Origin of the sequence: Streptomyces montanisoli, from assembly GCF_017813245.1 — a bacterium.
Lineage (GTDB): Bacteria > Actinomycetota > Actinomycetes > Streptomycetales > Streptomycetaceae > Streptomyces > Streptomyces montanisoli.
The window spans coordinates 1-17,845 of record NZ_JAGIQL010000020.1 but is presented as its reverse complement, the minus strand read 5'-3'; the positions used below and the strand labels follow the sequence as shown (position 1 = coordinate 17,845).

The following is a 17,845-nucleotide window of genomic DNA, read 5'->3' as shown; positions in this document are numbered from 1 at the left end:
GGACGCGGGAAGGCGGCGGCTGCGGGGGGTGTGGGCGGTGCCACGCCCGGCTCCGCGGCGGGGGTGCCGGATTACGCCGGCGCGGCCAGTTCCGCCCAGACCGTCTTGCCGGGCCTGTCGGTCATGCGGTGCACGCCCCAGTCGAGGCAGAGCCGCTGCACGATGAACATGCCGTGGCCGCCGGGCCGGCCGGCCCGGTGCGGGGTGCGGGGCGCCGGCTGGCCCGCGCCGCGGTCGGTGACCTCGAGGCGCAGCACCTTCGAGGCGGTCGACACGCGGAGCCGTTCCGGTCCCTCCGCGTGCAGGCACGCGTTGGTGACCAGCTCCGACACGACCAGCAGGACGTCCTCCGCCGCCGCCCGCCCGTCGGCGGTGGAGGCGGGCAGCCAGCCCCAGTCGTAGAGAGCCTGACGGGTGAAGTCGCGGGCGAGAGGGACGACGCCGCTGGCGCTCTCCAGCGCGAGCGTGCGGTTCGTCCCCCCGGACGCGGATGCCTGCTCGGCGTCCGGCTCGGGGCCGAGGTCGCCCGGCGATGGCTGCCGGGTGGTGCTCATCAGCGCTTCACCTCACCGATTCGCCAATTTGCCATGAGTGCCACACTGAGAGTGATTGCAGGGATGTGTGCGGCCCGCGGGAGTCTTCTGCCCGTCCGGGCCGTGACGACACCCGGAGCGGCGGGACAACACCCGGCGACGCGACAGCACCCTGCCGGGATCGGACTCACACCCTCACTCCGCCAGTGCGGCGTGCAGCGATTCGTGCACGCCGAAGACCGCGTCCGCGCCGGTGATCTCGAAGACCCTCGCGACCACGGGCCGCATCGCGGCCAGGTGGACACCGCCGCCGACGGCGTCCGCCTTGAGGCGGGCACCCAGCAGGACGTTGAGTCCCGTCGAGTCACAGAACTCGAGTTGTGAGCAGTCGATCACCAGCCGTGACCTGCCCTGCTCGAGCGCTTCGTCCAGTGGGACGCGCAACAGCTCGGCCGTGTGGTGGTCGAGTTCGCCGGCCGCTGTCACGACCTCGCTGCGGCCCTCGGTGCGAACCTCGACCCTGAGTCGGCCCTGGTTCGTACTGCCGACCGTCTGGCGGTCCATCCCGTCCCTTTTCGCCGTGGTTTGCCCGTGATTTCGCATAGTGGTGGTGCGTGTGTTCTGTTCGACAGCGCGTCGGCCGCGCTGATCGCGCGTGGACCGTGTGGCCCGGCCGACCGGCGGCCGCCGCGGACGGGCCGACCGCGGACGCCGCTCGAACATTACGCCTTTCAGTCGCCACCGGGTAGCCGAACTAGCCAACAATGCATGACAAATGGGACAATTGGCACTTGCAACCGTCAGTGCCCAGCAGGTAGGGCTAGAGGGAGACAGATACGACACGGCACGGCACTGGGAGGCGCCGCACGCCGCAAGCGATGCGAACAGGCATCGGCAGCCATATGCCGAGAACGATGGAGGAGACCATGTCACCCCGGCTCGACGAAGCGCGTACCCCGCTCGCGCCGTCGGTATCAACGCGCGAACATTCTGTGGCCGACGTCACATCGGCGCCCGGCGACACGGTGCCCGGCGACACGGTGGCCGAGGACGTGCCGGCCGACTGCGCGGTGGCCGACTACGCGGTCCTCGAAGGCGAGCACCCGACCGGCATCCCCTCTCAGCAGGCACTCGGCGAGATGGGCGCGGTCAACGCGCGAGCGCTGTCGAAGACGCTGTTCGCGCGTCTCGAGGCGCTGGAGGAGGGCACCCACGAGCACGCCTACGTGCGCAACACCCTGGTCGAGCTGAACCTCGCCCTCGTGAAGTTCGCGGCGTCCCGCTTCCGCACCCGCAGCGAGCCCATGGAGGACATCGTCCAGGTGGGGACGATCGGCCTGATCAAGTCGATCGACCGGTTCGAGCTCAGCCGCGGTGTCGAGTTCCCGACCTTCGCCATGCCGACGATCATCGGCGAGATCAAGCGCTTCTTCCGCGACACCTCGTGGTCGGTCCGGGTGCCGCGCAGGCTCCAGGAGCTCCGCCTCGACCTGGCGAAAACCAGCGACGAACTCGCGCAGCGACTCGACCGCGCCCCGAGCGTCGGCGAGCTCGCCGAGGCCCTGGGTCTCACGCGCGAGGAGGTCGTCGAGGGCATGACGGCGAGCAACGCCTACACGGCGAGCTCGCTCGACGCGCAGCCCGAGGAGGACGACAGCGAGGCCGCGCTCGCGGACCGCATCGGCTACGAGGACCACGGCATCGAGGGCATCGAGTACATCGAGTCGCTCAAGCCCCTGATCGCCGGGCTCCCGCACCGCGACCGGCGGATCCTGTCGCTGCGCTTCGTGGCGAACCTGACGCAGTCCGAGATCGGCGAGGAGCTCGGCATCTCGCAGATGCACGTCTCGCGCCTGCTCTCGCGCACGCTGGTCAAGCTCCGCAAGGGGCTCACGCTGGAGGAGTGAGCACCGCGCGGCCCGAGGCCGGAACCCGAACGCGACCGCGCCCCGCCGGGAGGATCCGGCGGGGTGCGGTCGTGCGTGCGGTGAGACGCCCCGCGCGGCCGGTGGCCGTGGAGGGCTCGGGATCGGCCGGATGCCTTATTGACGTGCCGTCCGGTATGGGTCACATTGAGCGCCGGGGCAGGGGGGATCGGCATGGCGCGTGGGGAAGGCCGTCCGGAGGGCACCACGGCGCTCGAGGCGCTGATGGGCCGGCGTCTCGGCAGGGAGTGCCTGTACACACCGTCGTGCAGGCTGGCGCTCTACGTGGCGCTGCGCCACTGGTGCAGGCCCGGCGGGCGGGTGCTGATGTCGCCCGTCAACGACGACGTCATCTTCTTCGTCGTGCTCGCGGCCGGACTGCGTCCGGTGCAGGCGCCGTTGGACCCGATCGACGGGTCCATCGACGTGGCGGCCGTACCCGAGGAGACCTGGCGCGGCCTTTCCGCCGTCGTCACCACCAACCTGTACGGCAACCCCGACCCGGTGGCCGCGCTGCGCGAGCGGTGCGACACCGCGGGCATCCCGCTGATCGAGGACGCGGCGCACGCCATCGGCAGCCGGCTGCCGGACGGCCGGGCCGTGGGCACCGTCGGCGACGCGGCCGCCTTCAGCCTCTCCAAGCACGTGGGGGCGAAGACGGGCGGGTTCCTGGCGTTCGCGGAGCCGGGGCTGCGCGCGGAACTGACCGCGCTGCGCGACGCGTTGCTCAAACCGGCCGCGTCGGCCTCCGAGGCGCTCTACGCGGTCCGCCCGTACGCGGAGGCGGGTGTGCGGGGGCTGCGGCTCGTGCGCGCGGCACACCTGGCGCTGCGGCTGCTCGGCGCCGAGGAGCGCCAGGAGATCCGGATGCCTTTGCGGGCAGGGGAGTTGAGGCGGGCGATCGCGGCAGCGCCCGGCCTCGACCCGTTCGAGTCGTGGGTGCGGGTCGACATGCACCCCTACAGGATCGCGCCGGGCGGCGTCCGGCTGCGGCGCACCGCCCGCCTGCTGGGGGACCTGGACCGGCGCCTGGCGCTGCACCGGGCGGGCACGGCCGCGCTGCTGCGCTCGCGCTGGGGGAGCGGTCACGGCGAGCCGGACGCCGGCGATACAGGCGGTACAAGGGCCCAACCGCTCTTCCGCGTACCGCTGCTGGTGTCCGACCGGGACGCGGCGATCGCGGCGCTCGCCCGCCGGCGCATCACCGTCGGGTACCTCTACGACCCGCCGCTCGACGTCTACGCCGCGGACGGCTCCACCGCGGACGACTCCGCCGCCTTCACCGACCCCTCGCCACTGCCCCGCCCGGCCGCGTGGTTCGCGCGGCACGCCCTCCCGGTCAACCCGTGCAGGGCCGACGAGGTGCTGCGGGTGCTCGACGGCCTGCCGATCACCCCCGTACGGCCGCCCGCGGCACTCGCGCGCGACGGCGCGGCGGAGGGCAGTGGTGGGGGTGGCTGACACGGCGAGACTGCCCGACCGCCCCGAACTCCCGGTCACGCCGGCCGATTCGGGCGGCGGTGGAGCTTCGGGCGCCGATGCCGGCTCGCTGTTCCGCAACGCGTACGCCCTCATGCTGTCGACCGGTGTGTCGGCGGCGCTGGGGCTCGGGTTCTGGCTGGTCGCCGCGCGCTACTACACGGAGGACGCGGTCGGGCAGGGGTCGGCGGCCATCGCGGCGATGCGGCTGCTCGCGTCCATCACGGCGACGACCATGTTCGGCGCGGTGGTGCGGTACGTCCCGCGTGCGGGACGCGGCACGGGACCGCTGGTGCGGCGGGTGTACGCGGTGAGCTCCCTGGTGGTGTGCGCCGCGTCCCTGGTGTTCCTCGCGACACTGGGCTGGTGGGGGCCGTCGTACGCGCCGCTCGGCGGGCTCGTGCCCGGGCTGGTCTTCACACTGTCCTGCGTGGTGTGGGCGATCCTCACCCTCCAGGAGGGCGTGCTCACAGGGCTCAGGAAGTCGTTCTGGGTGCCCGTCGGCAACGCCGCCTTCTCGCTGGGCAAGCTCGTCCTGCTGGCCGCGCTCGCCGCGGCGCTGCCGGTGCTCGGTGTGTTCGTGTCTTGGGCGGCGGCCATGGCGCTGTCCGTCGTGCCGCTCGGCTGGCTGGCCTTCCGCAGGCTCATCCCCCGCCAGGCGGCGGCCGACCGCGGGCGGCCGCCGCTGCGCTACGCCGACGTGGCCCGCTTCATGGCGGGCGACTCGGTCGGCTCGCTGTTCAGCCTGGCGATGATCAACCTGCTGCCCGTCATGGTGGCCGTGCGGTTCGACGCCGCGCACAACGCCTTCTTCTACACGGCGTACACCGTCGGCGGCACGATGGAGTTCATGGCCATCAACATGGCCTCGTCGCTGACGGCCCACGCCTCCTACGACCCCGCCGGTCTCGCGGCAGGCGTACGCGGCGCGCTGCGCAGGATGCTGCTGCTCCTCGTGCCCGTGGTCGCGGTGATCGTGGCGTTCGCGCCGCTGGTGCTGGCACCGTTCGGCGGCTCGTACGCCGCGCACGGCACGACGGTGCTGCGGCTGCTTGCGCTGGCCACACTCCCGAGGGTGGTGGTCGAGCTGTACATCGGCGTGCTGCGCGTGCAGGGCCGTACGGGCGTGCTGGCCGCGCTCCAGGGCGCCATGTGCCTCGGCGTCCTGGGCGGCGCGGCCGTGCTGATGGGCCGTACGGGCATCGCGGGCGCGGGCACGGCCGTGTTGTGCTCGATGGTCCTGGTGGCCCTGTTCGCGGCGCCCGGCCTGCGCAGGGCGCTGCGCGTCCCGCCACCCGGCCGGGGCGGCCGGGGGCGGCACCGGCTCGGCGGCCCCCCGCGCCGGGTCAGAACACCGCGGTCGGGTTGACCGGGCTTCCCGTCATGCCGTGCACACGCGGCGGCGCGACGGTGAGCAGGAAGCTGTGGCGCCCCAACTCCGCGCACAGCGCGGCGAGATCGTCCAGGTGTGACGCGTCGATCAGCGGCATGGCCATCCGGCCGAGCGCGACGCCGTGCAGCGGGGACGGTCCTTCGGGGTCGAGCGCCGGGTAGGCGTCGCCCCTGTCGCCCGTGTAGAGGGCGACCCCGCGGCGGTGCATCCAGCGCACCGCGTCGAGGCTGATGCCCGGGGTCGGCCTGTCCGCGATCAACGGGTCGGCCGGCCAGCCGAACCGCACCGCGAGCGCGTCACCCGGCCGCACCTCCACGCCCTGCCGCTCCTCGGCCTCCTCGAAGTCGCGCGACGTCACCGCGTGTCCGGACGGCAGCGGGCCGTCGGCGGCCAGGTCGAGCAGGACGCCCCGCGTCACGATCCCGGCCGCGAAGGCCGACGTCGACGCGAAGGCCACGCCCGCGGGCGTCACGACCTGGTTCCTGGGACGGCCGGGGTAGACCTCGTCGCCCGTCGACCAGTGGGCGAGCGCGTCGATGTGGGTCGACTTCGCGTGATGGTTCGTCACCAGCATCAGGTCGGCGGCGACGCCCACCCCGGTGTGGGTCATCACCTGCTGCACGGGCGAGACGTCCACCGTCGTCGGCGCGAACGGGCTGCTGATCATCGGGTTGGGGACGATCGGCTGCGCCAGCGACGCCCACCGGCCCGTCCGCACCTCGGCGGCGGCCCGCGCGCGCACCTCGTCGGTGATCAGGTTGAGGGTGCCGAGTTCGTCGTCGGCTCCCCACCGCCCCCAGTTGTCCGGGATCTCAGGCTCGGTCGAAGTGCTCACGCGCTCGGTTCCCCTCATCGGCGACTCGTCGGCTCGGCTCGTGGCAACGTACCGCGCGGCCGGAACGGGCCCCGCGGCGCGGTCCGCCACCGCGGCGGCCACGGCGCGATCCGGGCGCCGCCGTAGCCTGGGCGCATGGGTAACAGCACGCCTTCTCAGCCGTTGACACTGCACATCGGGCACGACGAACTGGTCGTACGCCGCCGCTACGAGGTCGCCAGCATCCTCAACGACATCCTCGTCGCGCTGTGGTTCATCGTCGGCAGCGTGATGTTCTTCTCCGAGGACTGGACCACCACGGGGACGTGGTGCTTCCTCATAGGCAGCGTCGAACTGCTGATCCGGCCGGTGATCCGGCTCACCCGCCATGTGCACATCCGGCGCATCCGCGAGTCCCCGGACGGGGCGGGCGGCGCGAGGGCCGCCTCTGGCGCCGCCGCCGACTCCGTCCAGGACTACTAGAGGTCCGGTCCGCCGCCCGGCCGCACGGCGTGAGGCACGCCACAGGAACCCGCGCCGGCCCGCGGAGAGACAACGGGTGTGAGGAACACTGACGACGGAGACGGCATGCGTGCGCGCATCCGGGCGGGGGACCGCCAGGCGTTCGCCGATCTCTACGAGGAGCACGCGCGGCCGGTCTACAACCACGTCCTGCGGCTGACGGGCAACTGGTCGACGGCGGAGGAGGTGATGTCCGAGACCTTCCTGACCGCCTGGTCGCACCGGGAACGGCTGGAACCCGAGGGCGGTTCGCTCGCGCCCTGGCTGCTGGGGATCGCGACGCACAAGTCGTACAACGCCAACCGCGGCCTGCGGCGGCGTCTCGCGTTCCTCGCCCACCGGCCGCCCCCGCCCGCGGTGCCCGACTTCGCCGAGGAGACGGCCGGCCGCCTCGACGACTCCCGCAGGCTGGCGGCCGTCCACGCCGCGCTGAGCGGGCTGCGCCGCCAGGAACGCGAGGTGCTCGCCCTGTGCGTGTGGTCGGGTCTCGACTACGCGCAGGCCGCCGAGGCGCTCGGGGTGCCGGTGGGCACCGTGCGGTCGCGTCTCTCACGCGCCCGCGCCCGCCTCAGCAGGCTCAGCGAAGAACAACAGGAGCACCGGGAGCACCGGGAACGCTGGGAACCGCGGAAGACCCGCGGAGAGGGAAGAAGTGAAGCCGCCTTCGCGGCCCTGCCCCTACGGGAGGAGAACTCATGAACGCCGCCGAACCGCCCCGTCCCGGCCACCGGCCTGACGACGTGGAGGAGCTGGCCCGACTGCTGCCGCGGCCCGTGGAGTTCGACCTGCCCGCCGGGCGTCACCTCCACCACAAGGACCTCCTGATGCAGCACATCGACCACGACCGCGACGCCACCGCGCCCCTCGTCCCACCGCTCCGGCGCAGGCTGCTGCCCCGGCGCAGGCTGCTGCGGCCCGCCGTGCTCGTGCCGGCCGCCTCGCTCGCCCTGGCCGGGACCCTGGCCGTCACACTGACCGGCGGGCCCGGTGACGCTCCCGCCGCCTCGTCGCACCGCGCGCCGCAGGCGGTCACCGCGCTCCACAGGATCGCCGACGCCTCCCTGAAGACCGATGCCGTACCGGTCAAGGACAGCCAGTTCGTCTACATCCGCAGCCTCGTCCGGGAGAACACGGGGACGTTCGACGGCCCGGTGAAGCTGGGCAGGCCCCACAGGACCGAGCGGTGGATGTCGCAGAACCCGGCCCCCGTCACGGTCCTCGGCTGGATGCGCGAGACCGGCAAGGACGCCTTCATGCCCGGCGAGGACACCCCGATCGAGACCTCCGTCCCCGACGGTTCCGACAGCAGCGGCGCCGAGGGACCCGGGTTCGACCGGCCCACCTACCGGTGGCTCGCGTCCCTGCCGACCGACCCAGACGCGCTGCTCAAGCTGCTGGCCGCGCACAGCGAGGCCGGCAAGCACGAGTCCAGGGACCAGGCGGTCTTCGAGACGATCGGGGACATGCTGAGCAACAACCTCATGCCGCCCGAGAACGCCGCGGCCCTCTACCGCGCCATGGCCGAGATCCCCGGCGTGCGTGAGGTGCCCGACGCGGTGGACACGGCCGGCCGCCACGGCATCGGCATCACCCGCGACGACCCGACCTCCGCGGGCCGCGACGTGTGGATCTTCGACAAGCACAGCCTGGCGCTCCTCGGCTCGCGCTGGTACACCACCGCCGACAGGAAGCCCGGCAGGACGGACGTCCTCGCCGGCTCCGTCGCCATCCTGCGGCGCGGCATCGTCGACCAGCACGGCATGGTCCCGGAGAAGGACGCCGGCACCTCGGCCGCCGGCTGAACCCGCCGCCCCACGACGCCGCCCCACGACGCCGCCCGCGGCGGGCCGCCCGGCTCGTTCAGTCGACGCAGAGGCAGAACGGGTGGCCCGCCGGGTCGCGGTAGACGCGGAAGCGGCGGCCGTTGTCGTCGGTGTCCAGCGGGGTCGCGCCGAGCCGCAGCACCTCGCGCTCGCCCTCGTCCAGATCGGCGACCGTGAAGTCCAGGTGCAGCTGCTGCGACTTGTCGGCGGACGGCCACTCGGGCGGCACGAGGCCGGGCGCCTCCTGGAACGCCAGCCGCGTGCCGGCCGGCGCGTCCAGCTCGACCCAGCCGTTCCCGTCGTCGTTGATCTCCCCGCCGACGATCCCCGCGTAGAAGCGCGCGAGTGCGACCGGGTCGGGGGCGTCGATGGCGATGGCGCGGGTGGTGGCGACGGGCATGGGTGATCCTCCGGGCAGTCGGGGGGGCCGGACGCCTCGCTCCCGCGTCCGCTGCCCCTGTACGGGCCTTACGGGTACCCACCATTGAACACAGGTAAGGGGGCGCGTACGGGGCCGCCGCGCGCCGCGTCAGGCGTTCGGGCGGCCCATCGCCCGGTACGTCCAGCCCGCGTCGCGCCAGCGCGCCGGGTCGAGGACGTTGCGCCCGTCGAGCACCGTGCGCACCGAGGCCACCGCGCCCAGCTCCGCCGGGTCGAGGTCCCGGAACTCGCGCCACTCCGTCAGGTGCAGGACGACGTCCGCGCCGCGCACCGCTTCGAGCGCGGACGTCGCGTAGCCGAGCGTGGGGAACACCAGGCGCGCGTTGTCCATGCCCTTCGGGTCGTAGACCGTGACCTGACCGCCCTGGAGGTGGATCTGCCCGGCGACGTTGAGGGCGGGGGAGTCGCGCACGTCGTCGCTGTCCGGTTTGAACGTCGCGCCCAGCACAGCCACCCGCTTGCCGAGGAACGATTCGCCGCCGACGGCCTCGCGCGCCATGTCCACCATGTGCCCGCGCCTGCGCATGTTGACGGAGTCGACCTCGCGCAGGAACGTCAGCGCCTGGTCGGCGCCGAGTTCGCCGGCGCGTGCCATGAACGCGCGGATGTCCTTCGGCAGGCAGCCACCGCCGAACCCGATGCCCGCGCGCAGGAACTTGCGCCCGATGCGCTCGTCGTGCCCGAGCGCCTCCGCCAGCGTCGCGACGTCGCCGCCCGCGGCCTCGCACACCTCGGCCATCGCGTTGATGAACGAGATCTTCGTGGCGAGGAACGAGTTGGCCGACGTCTTCACCAGCTCCGCCGTCGCGAAGTCCGCCACGACGAACGGCGTGCCCTCCGCGATCGGGGACGCGTACACCTCGCGCAGCAGACGCTCGGCCCGCTCGCTGCGCACGCCCACCACGATCCGGTCCGGGTGCAGCGTGTCCTCGACGGCGAACCCCTCGCGCAGGAACTCCGGGTTCCACGCCAGCTCGACCTCGCCGCCCGCGGGCGCAAGCTCGGCCAGCCGCGCCGCGAGCCGGTCCGCGCTGCCCACCGGCACCGTCGACTTGCCGACGACGAGCGCGGCCTTGCCGAGGTGCTTGGCGAGCGAGTCCATCGCGCTCTCGACGTACGACATGTCGCAGGCGTACTCGCCCTGCTTCTGCGGGGTGTTGACGCAGACGAAGTGCACGTCGCCGAAGTCGGCGATCTCCGCCCAGTCCATCGTCACGCGCAGCCGCCCCGACGAGCCCTCGATCCCGGAGACGTGCCTGCGCAGCAGTTCTTCGAGGCCCGGCTCGTACATCGGGGCGCGCCCGGCGCGCAGCGCGTCGATCTTCTCCTTGGCGACGTCGAGCGCCAGCACCTCGAAGCCCAGCTCCGCCATGGCCGCGGCGTGCGTCGCGCCGAGGTAGCCGGTGCCGATCACGGTGATCTTGAGGGCCATGAGCTGCTCCATTGGTTGCGGCGGACGGTTGCGGCCGACAGGGCGCGGCCCGAGCATATCCGCGACCCCCGCGCGCACCTCAGCCGCTGTGCCCCGCCCGCGCCCGCCCCCCTTGTGCTCCGGCTCACCTATGCCTTGGGGCGTGCGGCGCTCTAGTATCGGGTTACTTAACGGTAGTTAGCAGCAGCCTCCCGGGAGTGAGAACCGTGGCCGGAACGACTGGGTCGTCAGCCTTTGACCTGTACCGCCCCGCAGAGGAACACGAGGCGCTCCGCGACGCGGTGCGCGGCCTCGCGGAGGCGAAGATCGCGCCCTTCGCGGCGGCGGTGGACGAGGAGGCGCGCTTCCCGCAGGAGGCGCTGGACGCGCTGGTCGGCAGCGACCTGCACGCCATCCACGTCCCGGAGGAGTACGGCGGCGCGGGCGCCGACGCGCTCGCCACCGTGATCGTCATCGAGGAGGTCGCGCGGGTCTGCGCCTCGTCGTCGCTGATCCCCGCGGTGAACAAGCTCGGCTCGCTGCCGGTCGTGCTCTCCGGGAGCGACGACCTCAAGCGCACGTACCTCACGCCGCTCGCCGCCGGCGACGCGATGTTCTCGTACTGCCTCTCGGAGCCGGACGCGGGCTCCGACGCGGGCGGCATGAAGACGAGGGCCGTGCGCGACGGCGACGCGTACGTGCTGAACGGCGTGAAGCGCTGGATCACCAACGCGGGCGTCTCCGAGTACTACACGGTGATGGCCGTCACCGACCCCGACAAGCGCACCAAGGGCATCAGCGCGTTCGTCGTGGAGAAGTCGGACGAGGGCGTGTCCTTCGGCGCACCGGAGAAGAAGCTCGGCATCAAGGGCTCCCCGACCCGCGAGGTCTACCTGGACAACGTCCGCATCCCCGCGAGCCGGATCATCGGCGAGGAGGGCACCGGGTTCGCCACCGCGATGAAGACCCTCGACCACACCCGCATCACCATCGCCGCCCAGGCACTCGGCATCGCGCAGGGCGCCCTGGACTACGCGAAGGGCTACGTCCAGGAGCGCAAGCAGTTCGGCAAGCCGATCGGCGACTTCCAGGGCGTCCAGTTCATGCTCGCCGACATGGCCATGAAGCTGGAGGCCGCCAGGCAGCTCACCTACGCGGCCGCCGCACGCTCCGAGCGCGTGAGCCAGGGCTCGGCCAAGGAGGACCTGACGTTCTTCGGCGCGGCCGCCAAGTGCTACGCATCCGACGCGGCCATGGAGATCACCACGGACGCGGTCCAGCTCCTGGGCGGCTACGGCTACACGCGCGACTACCCGCTGGAGCGCATGATGCGCGACGCGAAGATCACACAAATCTATGAGGGCACCAACCAGGTCCAGCGCGTGGTCATGGCGCGGAACCTGCCCTGACGCCCCCTGCGCCCGGTACCCGCTGCCTCAGTGGTGTGCCGGGCGCTCCCGGCCGGCCGCTCCCGACGCGGTGGGCACCCGGCCGCCGGGCGGCTCGGGCCTGCCGTCCTCCTCGCCCGCGGGCCCGGAGTCGCCGGACGCCCCGGACGTCCCGGACGCCGAGCTCGCCAGCAGCCGCAGCTTCGGCGGCGGCGTCCTGCGGTGCTTGGGGCCCGAGAGCGGGCGTACGGCGGCCAGCTCGCGCAGCAGCTGGCCGAGCTGCGTCAGCGCGAGGCCGACGGGCGGCAGCTGCGCCGAGCACTCGGGGCGGCGCGCGAGCACCGTGTGCTCCGCGTCCCTCAGATGCTGCTCGACGTCGGCGTGCGGCGCGGCCGTGAGGGCCGGGTGGTCGGCCAGGTGGGCGGCCGCGGCGGCGAGCGATCTGGCCGCGTCCGCGTACTCGGCCGCCGCGTTGGGCACCTCGAGCCGTTGCGGGGCCAGCGCCAGCGTCCTGCCGCGGCGCGAGACCGCCGCGTACAGCGTGAGCCGGTGCCGGGTCAGCCTGGGGTCGTTGCCCCAGACGAGCGGCCTGGTCAGCGGGGACGCGACGAGCGCGAGGCCGCGCACCTGGTGGTCGATGGCGCGCGCCTGCGCGTCGAGGTCCGTCTCCGGCTCCGAGCCGTCGAGGCGTCCCGCGACGCCTTCGAGCAGCGTGGAGAGCGCGGAGTAGAACGTGGTGCGCGCGCTGTGCAGGGTGTCGCGCGTCGAGGTCGGCAGGACGAGCAGGCCCACGAGGATGCCGATGGCCGCGCCCGCCGCGGTCTCCTCCAGGCGCAGCATGAGCAGGCCGGGCGAGAACTCGTTGAGAATGCTGTACAGCTGCGAGACCATGATCGTCACGAAGAAGATCATCAGGCCGTACGAGATGCGCACCAGGTAGAAGCCGCACGCCATGGCCAGGATGATCACGGCGAGCGCGGTGAGCGTGTGGCCGGCCGTCACGTGCACCATGCCGATGCCCGCGCCCAGGCCGACGAGGGTGCCGGCGACGCGGTTGGTCGCCTTGAGCGTCGTCTCCGAGCGGGTGGCCGTGCCGGTGAAGGCGACGAAGGCGGCGATGACGGCCCAGTAGTAGCGCTGCTCGTTGATCTCCCGCCCCACGAGGATCGCGACCCCGCCCGCGACGGCCACCTGGATGGCCTGGCGGGTGGTGAGCTTCATGCGCGCGAAGACGTTCCAGTGCCGGCCGCGCGCCGCGACGCCGCCCGCGATGGCGGCGGATCCCGGCAGGTTGCCCATCGCGAGCTGGACCGCGGGCTCGTACTCCTGCTCGCTCGTCCCGGTGGCGGGCGGTGCGTCGCCCTGGCGTGCCAGGTCCACGTACTCCATGGCCGCGGCCGCCAGGTGGCTCGCCGCCCACACGCCCTCGACGGCCCCGGTCGCGCCGGACGCGCTCGTGGGCGCCGCGGGCAGGGCCATCGAGCCCGGTCCCCGGTCGCCGGGCCTGCCGGTGGGGCGCGGCACGAGCGCGGACGGGTCGAGCAGGGGGAGCGCGAGGCGTTCGACGGCGGCGAGGTCGCGGTCGGCGAGCGCCCTGGCGATGCGGGCCGCCGCCTGCCTCGTCGGGCCGTCCGCCTCCGTCGCGGAGCCCGCGGCGGTGGCCAGCGCCTCGACGGCGAGCTGGAGGTCGAGCATGCGGCGGCGCAGCGCGGGGCCGCTCCAGCCGCCCGGCAGGGCGCCTGGCTGCCCCGACCAGCCCTCGATCATCAGCGCCGTCTCCGCGAGCCCCAGCTGCCGCGCGTGCAGCAGGCGCCGCCGGCGTCCGGCCTTCTGCGGATCTTCGGACTCCAGCAGGTCGGCGGCGGCCCGGGCGACGGCCCGCGAGCGTGCGTCGAACGCCTGGCGTATCCGGCGCAGGGTGCGGCGGGTGTTGGTGCGCAGGACGGTCAGGGACAGCAGCAGCACCCAGGCGGCGGAGACGGCGACGGCCGCGAGCTGGCCCGGCAGCTGGGCGAGCGTGGGGTGCAGGAAGGCGGCGAAGAAGTACCCCATCCACACCATGAAGCCGTAGAAGAAGAACGCGGGCCCGAAGCGGCGGATGTAGACGGCGGCGAACATCACGACGACGAACGCGGACAGCATCAGCGTGGTGCTGCCGCTCACGAGGATGCCGAGGACGAGGCCGGTGCCGAGCGCGAACGGGAAGCCCGCGGCGGTCCACACCTTGGTGGTGGCCGGGATGCCGCCGAGGGCCATCGAGCCCATCATGGCGACGATGGTGCCGAGCATGACCGTGACGAGGGTGCCCGGCGGGGTGCAGAGCCCCGGAGGAACCATCCTCCAGGGCCATGGCGCTCGCCACCGCGACGGCGGCACCTATGGCCTGCCGCAGCCTGCTCAGGCCCTGGTCGTGGCGGGAGCCTTGTCACATGTGACGGATGCTCCCTGCAGACCCGGCCATCCAACCGTTCCTGTGGACTGAGCAGGAGTTGATCCACACAGCCGCACGCCCCGAACGGTCTTGGGCGCACTGGTCTCCGGCGTACTCAACCCCGAGGCAGCGACACGGATCTCGTCCGTGGTCCGATCCCAGGAGGCCGGTTCCCTCACGACCTGGCCAGATGGGTACGGCCAGAGGCGACGGGGAGGCCTCGAACCATCACTCCGGTGGAGCGAGGGCTCCGCACGCTGACGCCGTACCCGGCGTCCCGGATCGCACGATCACCGTAGCGCGAACAGCCCAGGACACCGCAAGCCTGGAAGCCGACCACCACACGATCGAGTTAGCCGCGTGTACGTGCCCTGGCCAGCAAATGAAGACCCTCGCCGAACGGCTCGGCCTCGACCCGTCCACCGCGGGCCGGCAGATCGCGGCCATGGAGCGTGCGGGCCTCGTGGAGCGCCGCTGCGAGCCGCCCGACCGCCGCCGCGCCCTGATCACCCCGACGGCCGAGGGGATCGCCCGCGCCGAGACGGTACGCCGCGAGCGCACCGACGGCTTCGCGGAGCTTCTCGCCGACTGGGAGGACGACGACCTGCGCACGCTCGGCGAGATGTTCGAGCGCTACAACCGCGCCGTCGCCGAGCGCTACCTCACCGGGGAGGACGCGGCGCCCACGCCGGAGCCGCGCGCGACGCACTGAGGGCCGCCAGGCCCGTCCAGGGGGGACCCGGCGGCCCTCAGGACCGGCTGGCGAGCAGGTCAGCCGGTGACGGTGACCTTCTGGCCGTTGTTGAGCTCGTTCACCAGCTCCTTGACCTTCGCCTGGTCCCAGACGAGGTTCCCGCCGCGGTTGCCGGAGACCGGCATCGTCATCGAGACGCCGTTGCCGCCCGTCACGTCCTTCATCGCGAAGAACATCTTGGCCAGCGCGTACGGCGACATGTCCTTGTCCACCGTCAGCGTGTCGAGGCCCGCGCCGAGCGCCGGGTACAGCTTGAACGGGTTGAGGATCGTGCTCGGCGTCGCCGTCTGCGAGGCCAGCGCCGACAGGAACTTCTGCTGGTTCTTCTCGCGCTGAAGGTCGCTGGTCGCGAACGCGTGCCGGGTGCGCACGTACTCCAGGGCCTGCTTTCCGTTGAGCGTCTGCTCGCCGGCCTTGAAGTCGGCGCCCGAGTACTTGTCCTTGAACCCGTGGTCCAGTTTCATGTGGACGCCGCCTATGGCGTCGACGACGTTGGCGAAGCCGGAGAAGCCGATCTCCACGTAGTGGTCGATGCGCAGCCCCGTCTTGGCCTCGATGGTGCGGACGAGGAGCGTCGGGCCGTCGGTCGCGTACGCCGCGTTCAGCTTCATGTGCACGCCGGGCCTGGCCGGGTACATCTTGCCGGACTCGTTGCCCTTGAACGAGGGCAGCGTTATGTCCGTGTCACGGGGCAGCGAGATCAGCGCCGGGCCGCCGGCGCCCTCGTGCAGGATCATCATCGAGTCCGTCCGCTGGCCCTCGGCGGCGCCGGTGTGCAGGTTCTTCTCCTGCTCCTTGGTCATGCCCTTGCGGCTGTCGGATCCGACGATGAGGTAGTTCGTGCCCGCGCCCCCGGCCGGCCGGTCGATCACCTTGGACAGGTCGACGTCCTTGTGCAGTTTGGAGTCGGCCCAGAAGTACGTGCCCACGGAGACGCCGAGCACCACGACGACGAGCGCCAGCACGCCGTACCTGATGCGCCGGCCCCAGTTCGCCGGGCGCCTCGGCGGCGCCGCCGTCCCGCCGGGGCCGTACGGGCCGCCGCCGTGGCTGTCGCCAGGACCGCCGCCCCGGCCGCCGCCGTACACCTGGCCGGTGTTGTAGCCGCTGTCGTAACCCTGGCTGTAGGGATCGCCCTGGCCGTACTGGTCGCCGTACCCGCCTGGCGCCTGCTGGGGCGGGATGCCGTAGCGCCCGCGCTGGCGCGGGGGAACGTTCCCGCGCTGGACGTGCGGCATCGCGCGCGCCCCCTCGGGCTCAGCGCTGGCGCTGCCGCGCCCGTAGCGCTCGGGACGCTCGCCGTTCCATCCTTCGGGCCACTCGCTCATGCGGTCCAGTGTGCAGGGCGGTGGCGGGGGCCAGACAGATCACGGGGTAAATCGCACCGGGCCTGTTGCCAACCTGATGCAATGGCACCGGGATCCACACATGTGTGAAACGGGTCACCGGGCCCGCGGCTCCCGGGCCGGTCGGCGCCGTGGTCAGGGGCAGACGACCTGGTCGCCCGTGACCGTGCCGAAGGCGCCCTTCGGCTGCGCCTCGGCCCGCACGGGAGCCACCTTCGTGAACCCCTTCCCCACGACGACCTTCAGCGTCCCGCCCTGCCCCTTCACCGCCTTGAGGCGGCTGCCCGGCAGCGCCGCGGCCAGCGACCGCGCCGAGCGGTCCCACCGCGGGTCGTACTCGACGACGGTGGCCTTCGCCTTCAGCGCCGGCTTGGTCCCGGGCGCGCGCGTGGTGTCGAAGCCCGTCGCCCTGAGCGCGTCGTCGACGCGCTTGCCGAGGCCGTCCGTCGACGTGCCGTTGTAGACCTGCACCCGGATCCGGCCAGGGTCGACGTCCACCACCGTGGCGCCCCGCCCGGCCGGGGGCGTGGCCTTGTGCGGGGGCGCGAGCGGCTTGTCCTCGCGCACCGCGCGGAACAGTTGCTTGGCCTTCACCGGGTCCCACTTCACCGCCGAGCCGCCGTCCGCGAGCGTCACGCCCTGATCGGCGAGCGGCACGGAAGCGAACTCCGACGACGAGAGCGAGAAGCCGCGCATCGCCTGGCCCAGCGACAGCAGCTGCCCGGGACCGAAACCGGGGTCGGCGCGCACCGAGTCCAGCACGGCCGACACGACGTCCTTGAGCTTCACCGGGTTGAGCAGCACGCCGCTGCTCGTCGCCTGCTTGATCATCGCCGCCACGAACCGCTGCTGCCGCTGCATCCTGCCGAGGTCGGCGCTCGCGTCGCCCTGGATGTGCCGGGAGCGCACGTACTGCAGCGCCTGCCCGCCGTTCAGCCTGTGCGTGCCGGCGGCGAGGTCGAGGCCCGTGTTCGCGTCCTTCAGCCGCCGCGGCGTGCAGATGGACACGCCGCCCAGCGCGTCCACGGTCCGCATGAAGCTGGTGAAGTCGACCTCCAGGTAGTGGTCGATCTTGACGCCCGTCATGGACTCGACGGTCTTCACGGTGAGCCCGGGGCCGCCCTGGGCGTAGGCCGCGTTGAGCTTCGCCGGATACGTCGACCCCGACCCGCCCTTCGACGGCGACGGCAGCCGCGTGTAGCTGTCGCGCGGCAGGCTGACGACGCTGGCGCGCTCGCCGCCCTCCGACAGGTGCACCAGCATGATCGTGTCGGTGCAGTGGCAGGGCGCGCCGCCCAGGTGGTACTCGCGCTTCTGCGCCGCGGTGATGGTGGACCGGCCGTCGGTGCCGACCAGCAGCAGGTTCATGCCGTGTCCGGCCGCGGGCCTGTTCTTCATGTCCTTGAACGGGTCGACGCGGCCGATGCCGCTGTCCAGGCTCGTCACGACCGCGTGGCCGATGCCGCCCGCGCCGAGCACGAAGACCGACAGTGCGGTGGCGAGCCGCATGCCCCAGCGCGGCGCCGGGACGCCGGCCGCGCCGTGCCTGCGGCCGGGGCGCCGCCCCGGGGGCCTGCCGCCCGGC

The 17,845-nt window shown here is 72.8% G+C and carries 15 protein-coding genes and 1 pseudogene; 8 read left to right on the top strand and 8 right to left on the bottom strand.

All coding sequences use genetic code 11. The annotated features are described in order from the left end of the window. Positions 1-71: 71 nt before the first annotated feature. Together JFN87_RS07550 and JFN87_RS07545 are read right to left on the bottom strand one after the other, a co-directional pair. The gene (locus JFN87_RS07550) at positions 72-554 is read right to left on the bottom strand and encodes an ATP-binding protein (protein WP_209339127.1); all 483 of its coding nucleotides are present in this window, start codon (positions 552-554) and stop codon (positions 72-74) included. A gap of 174 nt (positions 555-728) precedes the next feature. Beyond that, positions 729-1,097: an STAS domain-containing protein gene (locus JFN87_RS07545; protein ID WP_209339126.1), complete on the bottom strand. Its 369-nt coding sequence runs from the start codon at positions 1,095-1,097 to the stop codon at positions 729-731. Between the two features lie 350 nt (positions 1,098-1,447). Between JFN87_RS07545 and JFN87_RS07540 the strand changes: the two genes are divergently transcribed. From JFN87_RS07540 to JFN87_RS07530, 3 genes and pseudogenes are all read left to right on the top strand, one after another. Beyond that, a complete protein-coding gene (locus JFN87_RS07540; protein WP_209339125.1) occupies positions 1,448-2,440 on the top strand; it encodes an RNA polymerase sigma factor SigF in 993 nt (330 codons plus the stop codon). 192 nt (positions 2,441-2,632) lie between these two features. Beyond that, on the top strand, positions 2,633-3,919 hold the full coding sequence (locus JFN87_RS07535; RefSeq protein WP_372449195.1) for a DegT/DnrJ/EryC1/StrS family aminotransferase: 1,287 nt from the start codon (positions 2,633-2,635) through the stop codon (positions 3,917-3,919). Next, positions 3,912-5,240, top strand: a pseudogene (locus JFN87_RS07530) (lipopolysaccharide biosynthesis protein); the annotation flags it as partial. The gene JFN87_RS07535 and the pseudogene JFN87_RS07530, both read left to right, overlap by 8 nt. A 43-nt stretch (positions 5,241-5,283) precedes the next feature. Here JFN87_RS07530 and JFN87_RS07525 read toward each other — a convergent pair. Continuing rightward, entirely contained in the window at positions 5,284-6,165 is an 882-nt protein-coding gene (locus JFN87_RS07525; protein WP_307865351.1) for a cyclase family protein, read from the bottom strand. A 135-nt stretch (positions 6,166-6,300) separates the two neighbouring features. Between JFN87_RS07525 and JFN87_RS07520 the strand changes: the two genes are divergently transcribed. The 3 genes from JFN87_RS07520 (at position 6,301) to JFN87_RS07510 (ending at position 8,468) form a co-directional block, all read left to right on the top strand. Then, positions 6,301-6,627 carry a YrhK family protein gene (locus tag JFN87_RS07520; protein ID WP_209339123.1) on the top strand — a complete coding sequence of 109 codons (327 nt, stop codon included), beginning with the start codon at positions 6,301-6,303 and terminating at the stop codon, positions 6,625-6,627. A 105-nt stretch (positions 6,628-6,732) separates the two neighbouring features. Continuing rightward, positions 6,733-7,365 (top strand): RNA polymerase sigma factor, encoded by a 633-nt coding sequence (locus JFN87_RS07515; protein ID WP_209339122.1) that lies wholly within the window; start codon positions 6,733-6,735, stop codon positions 7,363-7,365. Further along, the gene (locus JFN87_RS07510; protein ID WP_209339121.1) at positions 7,362-8,468 is read left to right on the top strand and encodes a CU044_5270 family protein; all 1,107 of its coding nucleotides are present in this window, start codon (positions 7,362-7,364) and stop codon (positions 8,466-8,468) included. Before JFN87_RS07515 ends, JFN87_RS07510 begins: the two co-directional genes overlap by 4 nt. A gap of 58 nt (positions 8,469-8,526) precedes the next feature. Here JFN87_RS07510 and JFN87_RS07505 read toward each other — a convergent pair whose 3' ends face one another. Further along, the gene (locus JFN87_RS07505; RefSeq protein ID WP_209339120.1) at positions 8,527-8,889 is read right to left on the bottom strand and encodes a VOC family protein; all 363 of its coding nucleotides are present in this window, start codon (positions 8,887-8,889) and stop codon (positions 8,527-8,529) included. 129 nt (positions 8,890-9,018) lie between these two features. After that, positions 9,019-10,362, bottom strand: a complete 1,344-nt coding sequence (locus tag JFN87_RS07500; RefSeq protein ID WP_209339119.1) for a UDP-glucose dehydrogenase family protein — start codon at positions 10,360-10,362, stop codon at positions 9,019-9,021. 206 nt (positions 10,363-10,568) lie between these two features. On the opposite strand from JFN87_RS07500, the gene JFN87_RS07495 reads away from it, so the two are divergent. Further along, positions 10,569-11,750, top strand: coding sequence for an acyl-CoA dehydrogenase family protein (locus JFN87_RS07495; RefSeq protein WP_209339118.1), 1,182 nt, complete (start codon positions 10,569-10,571; stop codon positions 11,748-11,750). A gap of 27 nt (positions 11,751-11,777) precedes the next feature. On the opposite strand, the gene JFN87_RS07490 is transcribed toward JFN87_RS07495, so the two are convergent. Next, a complete protein-coding gene (locus JFN87_RS07490) occupies positions 11,778-14,018 on the bottom strand; it encodes an FUSC family protein (RefSeq protein WP_209339117.1) in 2,241 nt (746 codons plus the stop codon). 524 nt (positions 14,019-14,542) lie between these two features. On the opposite strand from JFN87_RS07490, the gene JFN87_RS07485 reads away from it, so the two are divergent. Then, on the top strand, positions 14,543-14,872 hold the full coding sequence (locus JFN87_RS07485; RefSeq protein ID WP_209339116.1) for a MarR family winged helix-turn-helix transcriptional regulator: 330 nt from the start codon (positions 14,543-14,545) through the stop codon (positions 14,870-14,872). A gap of 59 nt (positions 14,873-14,931) precedes the next feature. Here JFN87_RS07485 and JFN87_RS07480 read toward each other — a convergent pair whose 3' ends face one another. Beyond that, positions 14,932-16,242, bottom strand: a complete 1,311-nt coding sequence (locus JFN87_RS07480; protein WP_209339115.1) for an LCP family protein — start codon at positions 16,240-16,242, stop codon at positions 14,932-14,934. 153 nt (positions 16,243-16,395) lie between these two features. Then, the coding region (locus JFN87_RS07475) for an LCP family protein (RefSeq protein ID WP_245178914.1) at positions 16,396-17,845 on the bottom strand (1,450 nt) is incomplete at its 5' end.

Coding starts and splice junctions, on each gene's coding strand:
- JFN87_RS07505 (WP_209339120.1), bottom strand. CDS start 8,889: ATGCCCGTCGCCACCACCCGCGCCATCGCCATCGACGCCCCCGACCCG.
- JFN87_RS07540 (WP_209339125.1), top strand. CDS start 1,448: ATGGAGGAGACCATGTCACCCCGGCTCGACGAAGCGCGTACCCCGCTC.
- JFN87_RS07520 (WP_209339123.1), top strand. CDS start 6,301: ATGGGTAACAGCACGCCTTCTCAGCCGTTGACACTGCACATCGGGCAC.
- JFN87_RS07480 (WP_209339115.1), bottom strand. CDS start 16,242: ATGAGCGAGTGGCCCGAAGGATGGAACGGCGAGCGTCCCGAGCGCTAC.
- JFN87_RS07510 (WP_209339121.1), top strand. CDS start 7,362: ATGAACGCCGCCGAACCGCCCCGTCCCGGCCACCGGCCTGACGACGTG.
- JFN87_RS07550 (WP_209339127.1), bottom strand. CDS start 554: ATGAGCACCACCCGGCAGCCATCGCCGGGCGACCTCGGCCCCGAGCCG.
- JFN87_RS07545 (WP_209339126.1), bottom strand. CDS start 1,097: ATGGACCGCCAGACGGTCGGCAGTACGAACCAGGGCCGACTCAGGGTC.
- JFN87_RS07515 (WP_209339122.1), top strand. CDS start 6,733: ATGCGTGCGCGCATCCGGGCGGGGGACCGCCAGGCGTTCGCCGATCTC.
- JFN87_RS07485 (WP_209339116.1), top strand. CDS start 14,543: ATGAAGACCCTCGCCGAACGGCTCGGCCTCGACCCGTCCACCGCGGGC.
- JFN87_RS07490 (WP_209339117.1), bottom strand. CDS start 14,018: ATGCTCGGCACCATCGTCGCCATGATGGGCTCGATGGCCCTCGGCGGC.
- JFN87_RS07535 (WP_372449195.1), top strand. CDS start 2,633: ATGGCGCGTGGGGAAGGCCGTCCGGAGGGCACCACGGCGCTCGAGGCG.
- JFN87_RS07500 (WP_209339119.1), bottom strand. CDS start 10,362: ATGGCCCTCAAGATCACCGTGATCGGCACCGGCTACCTCGGCGCGACG.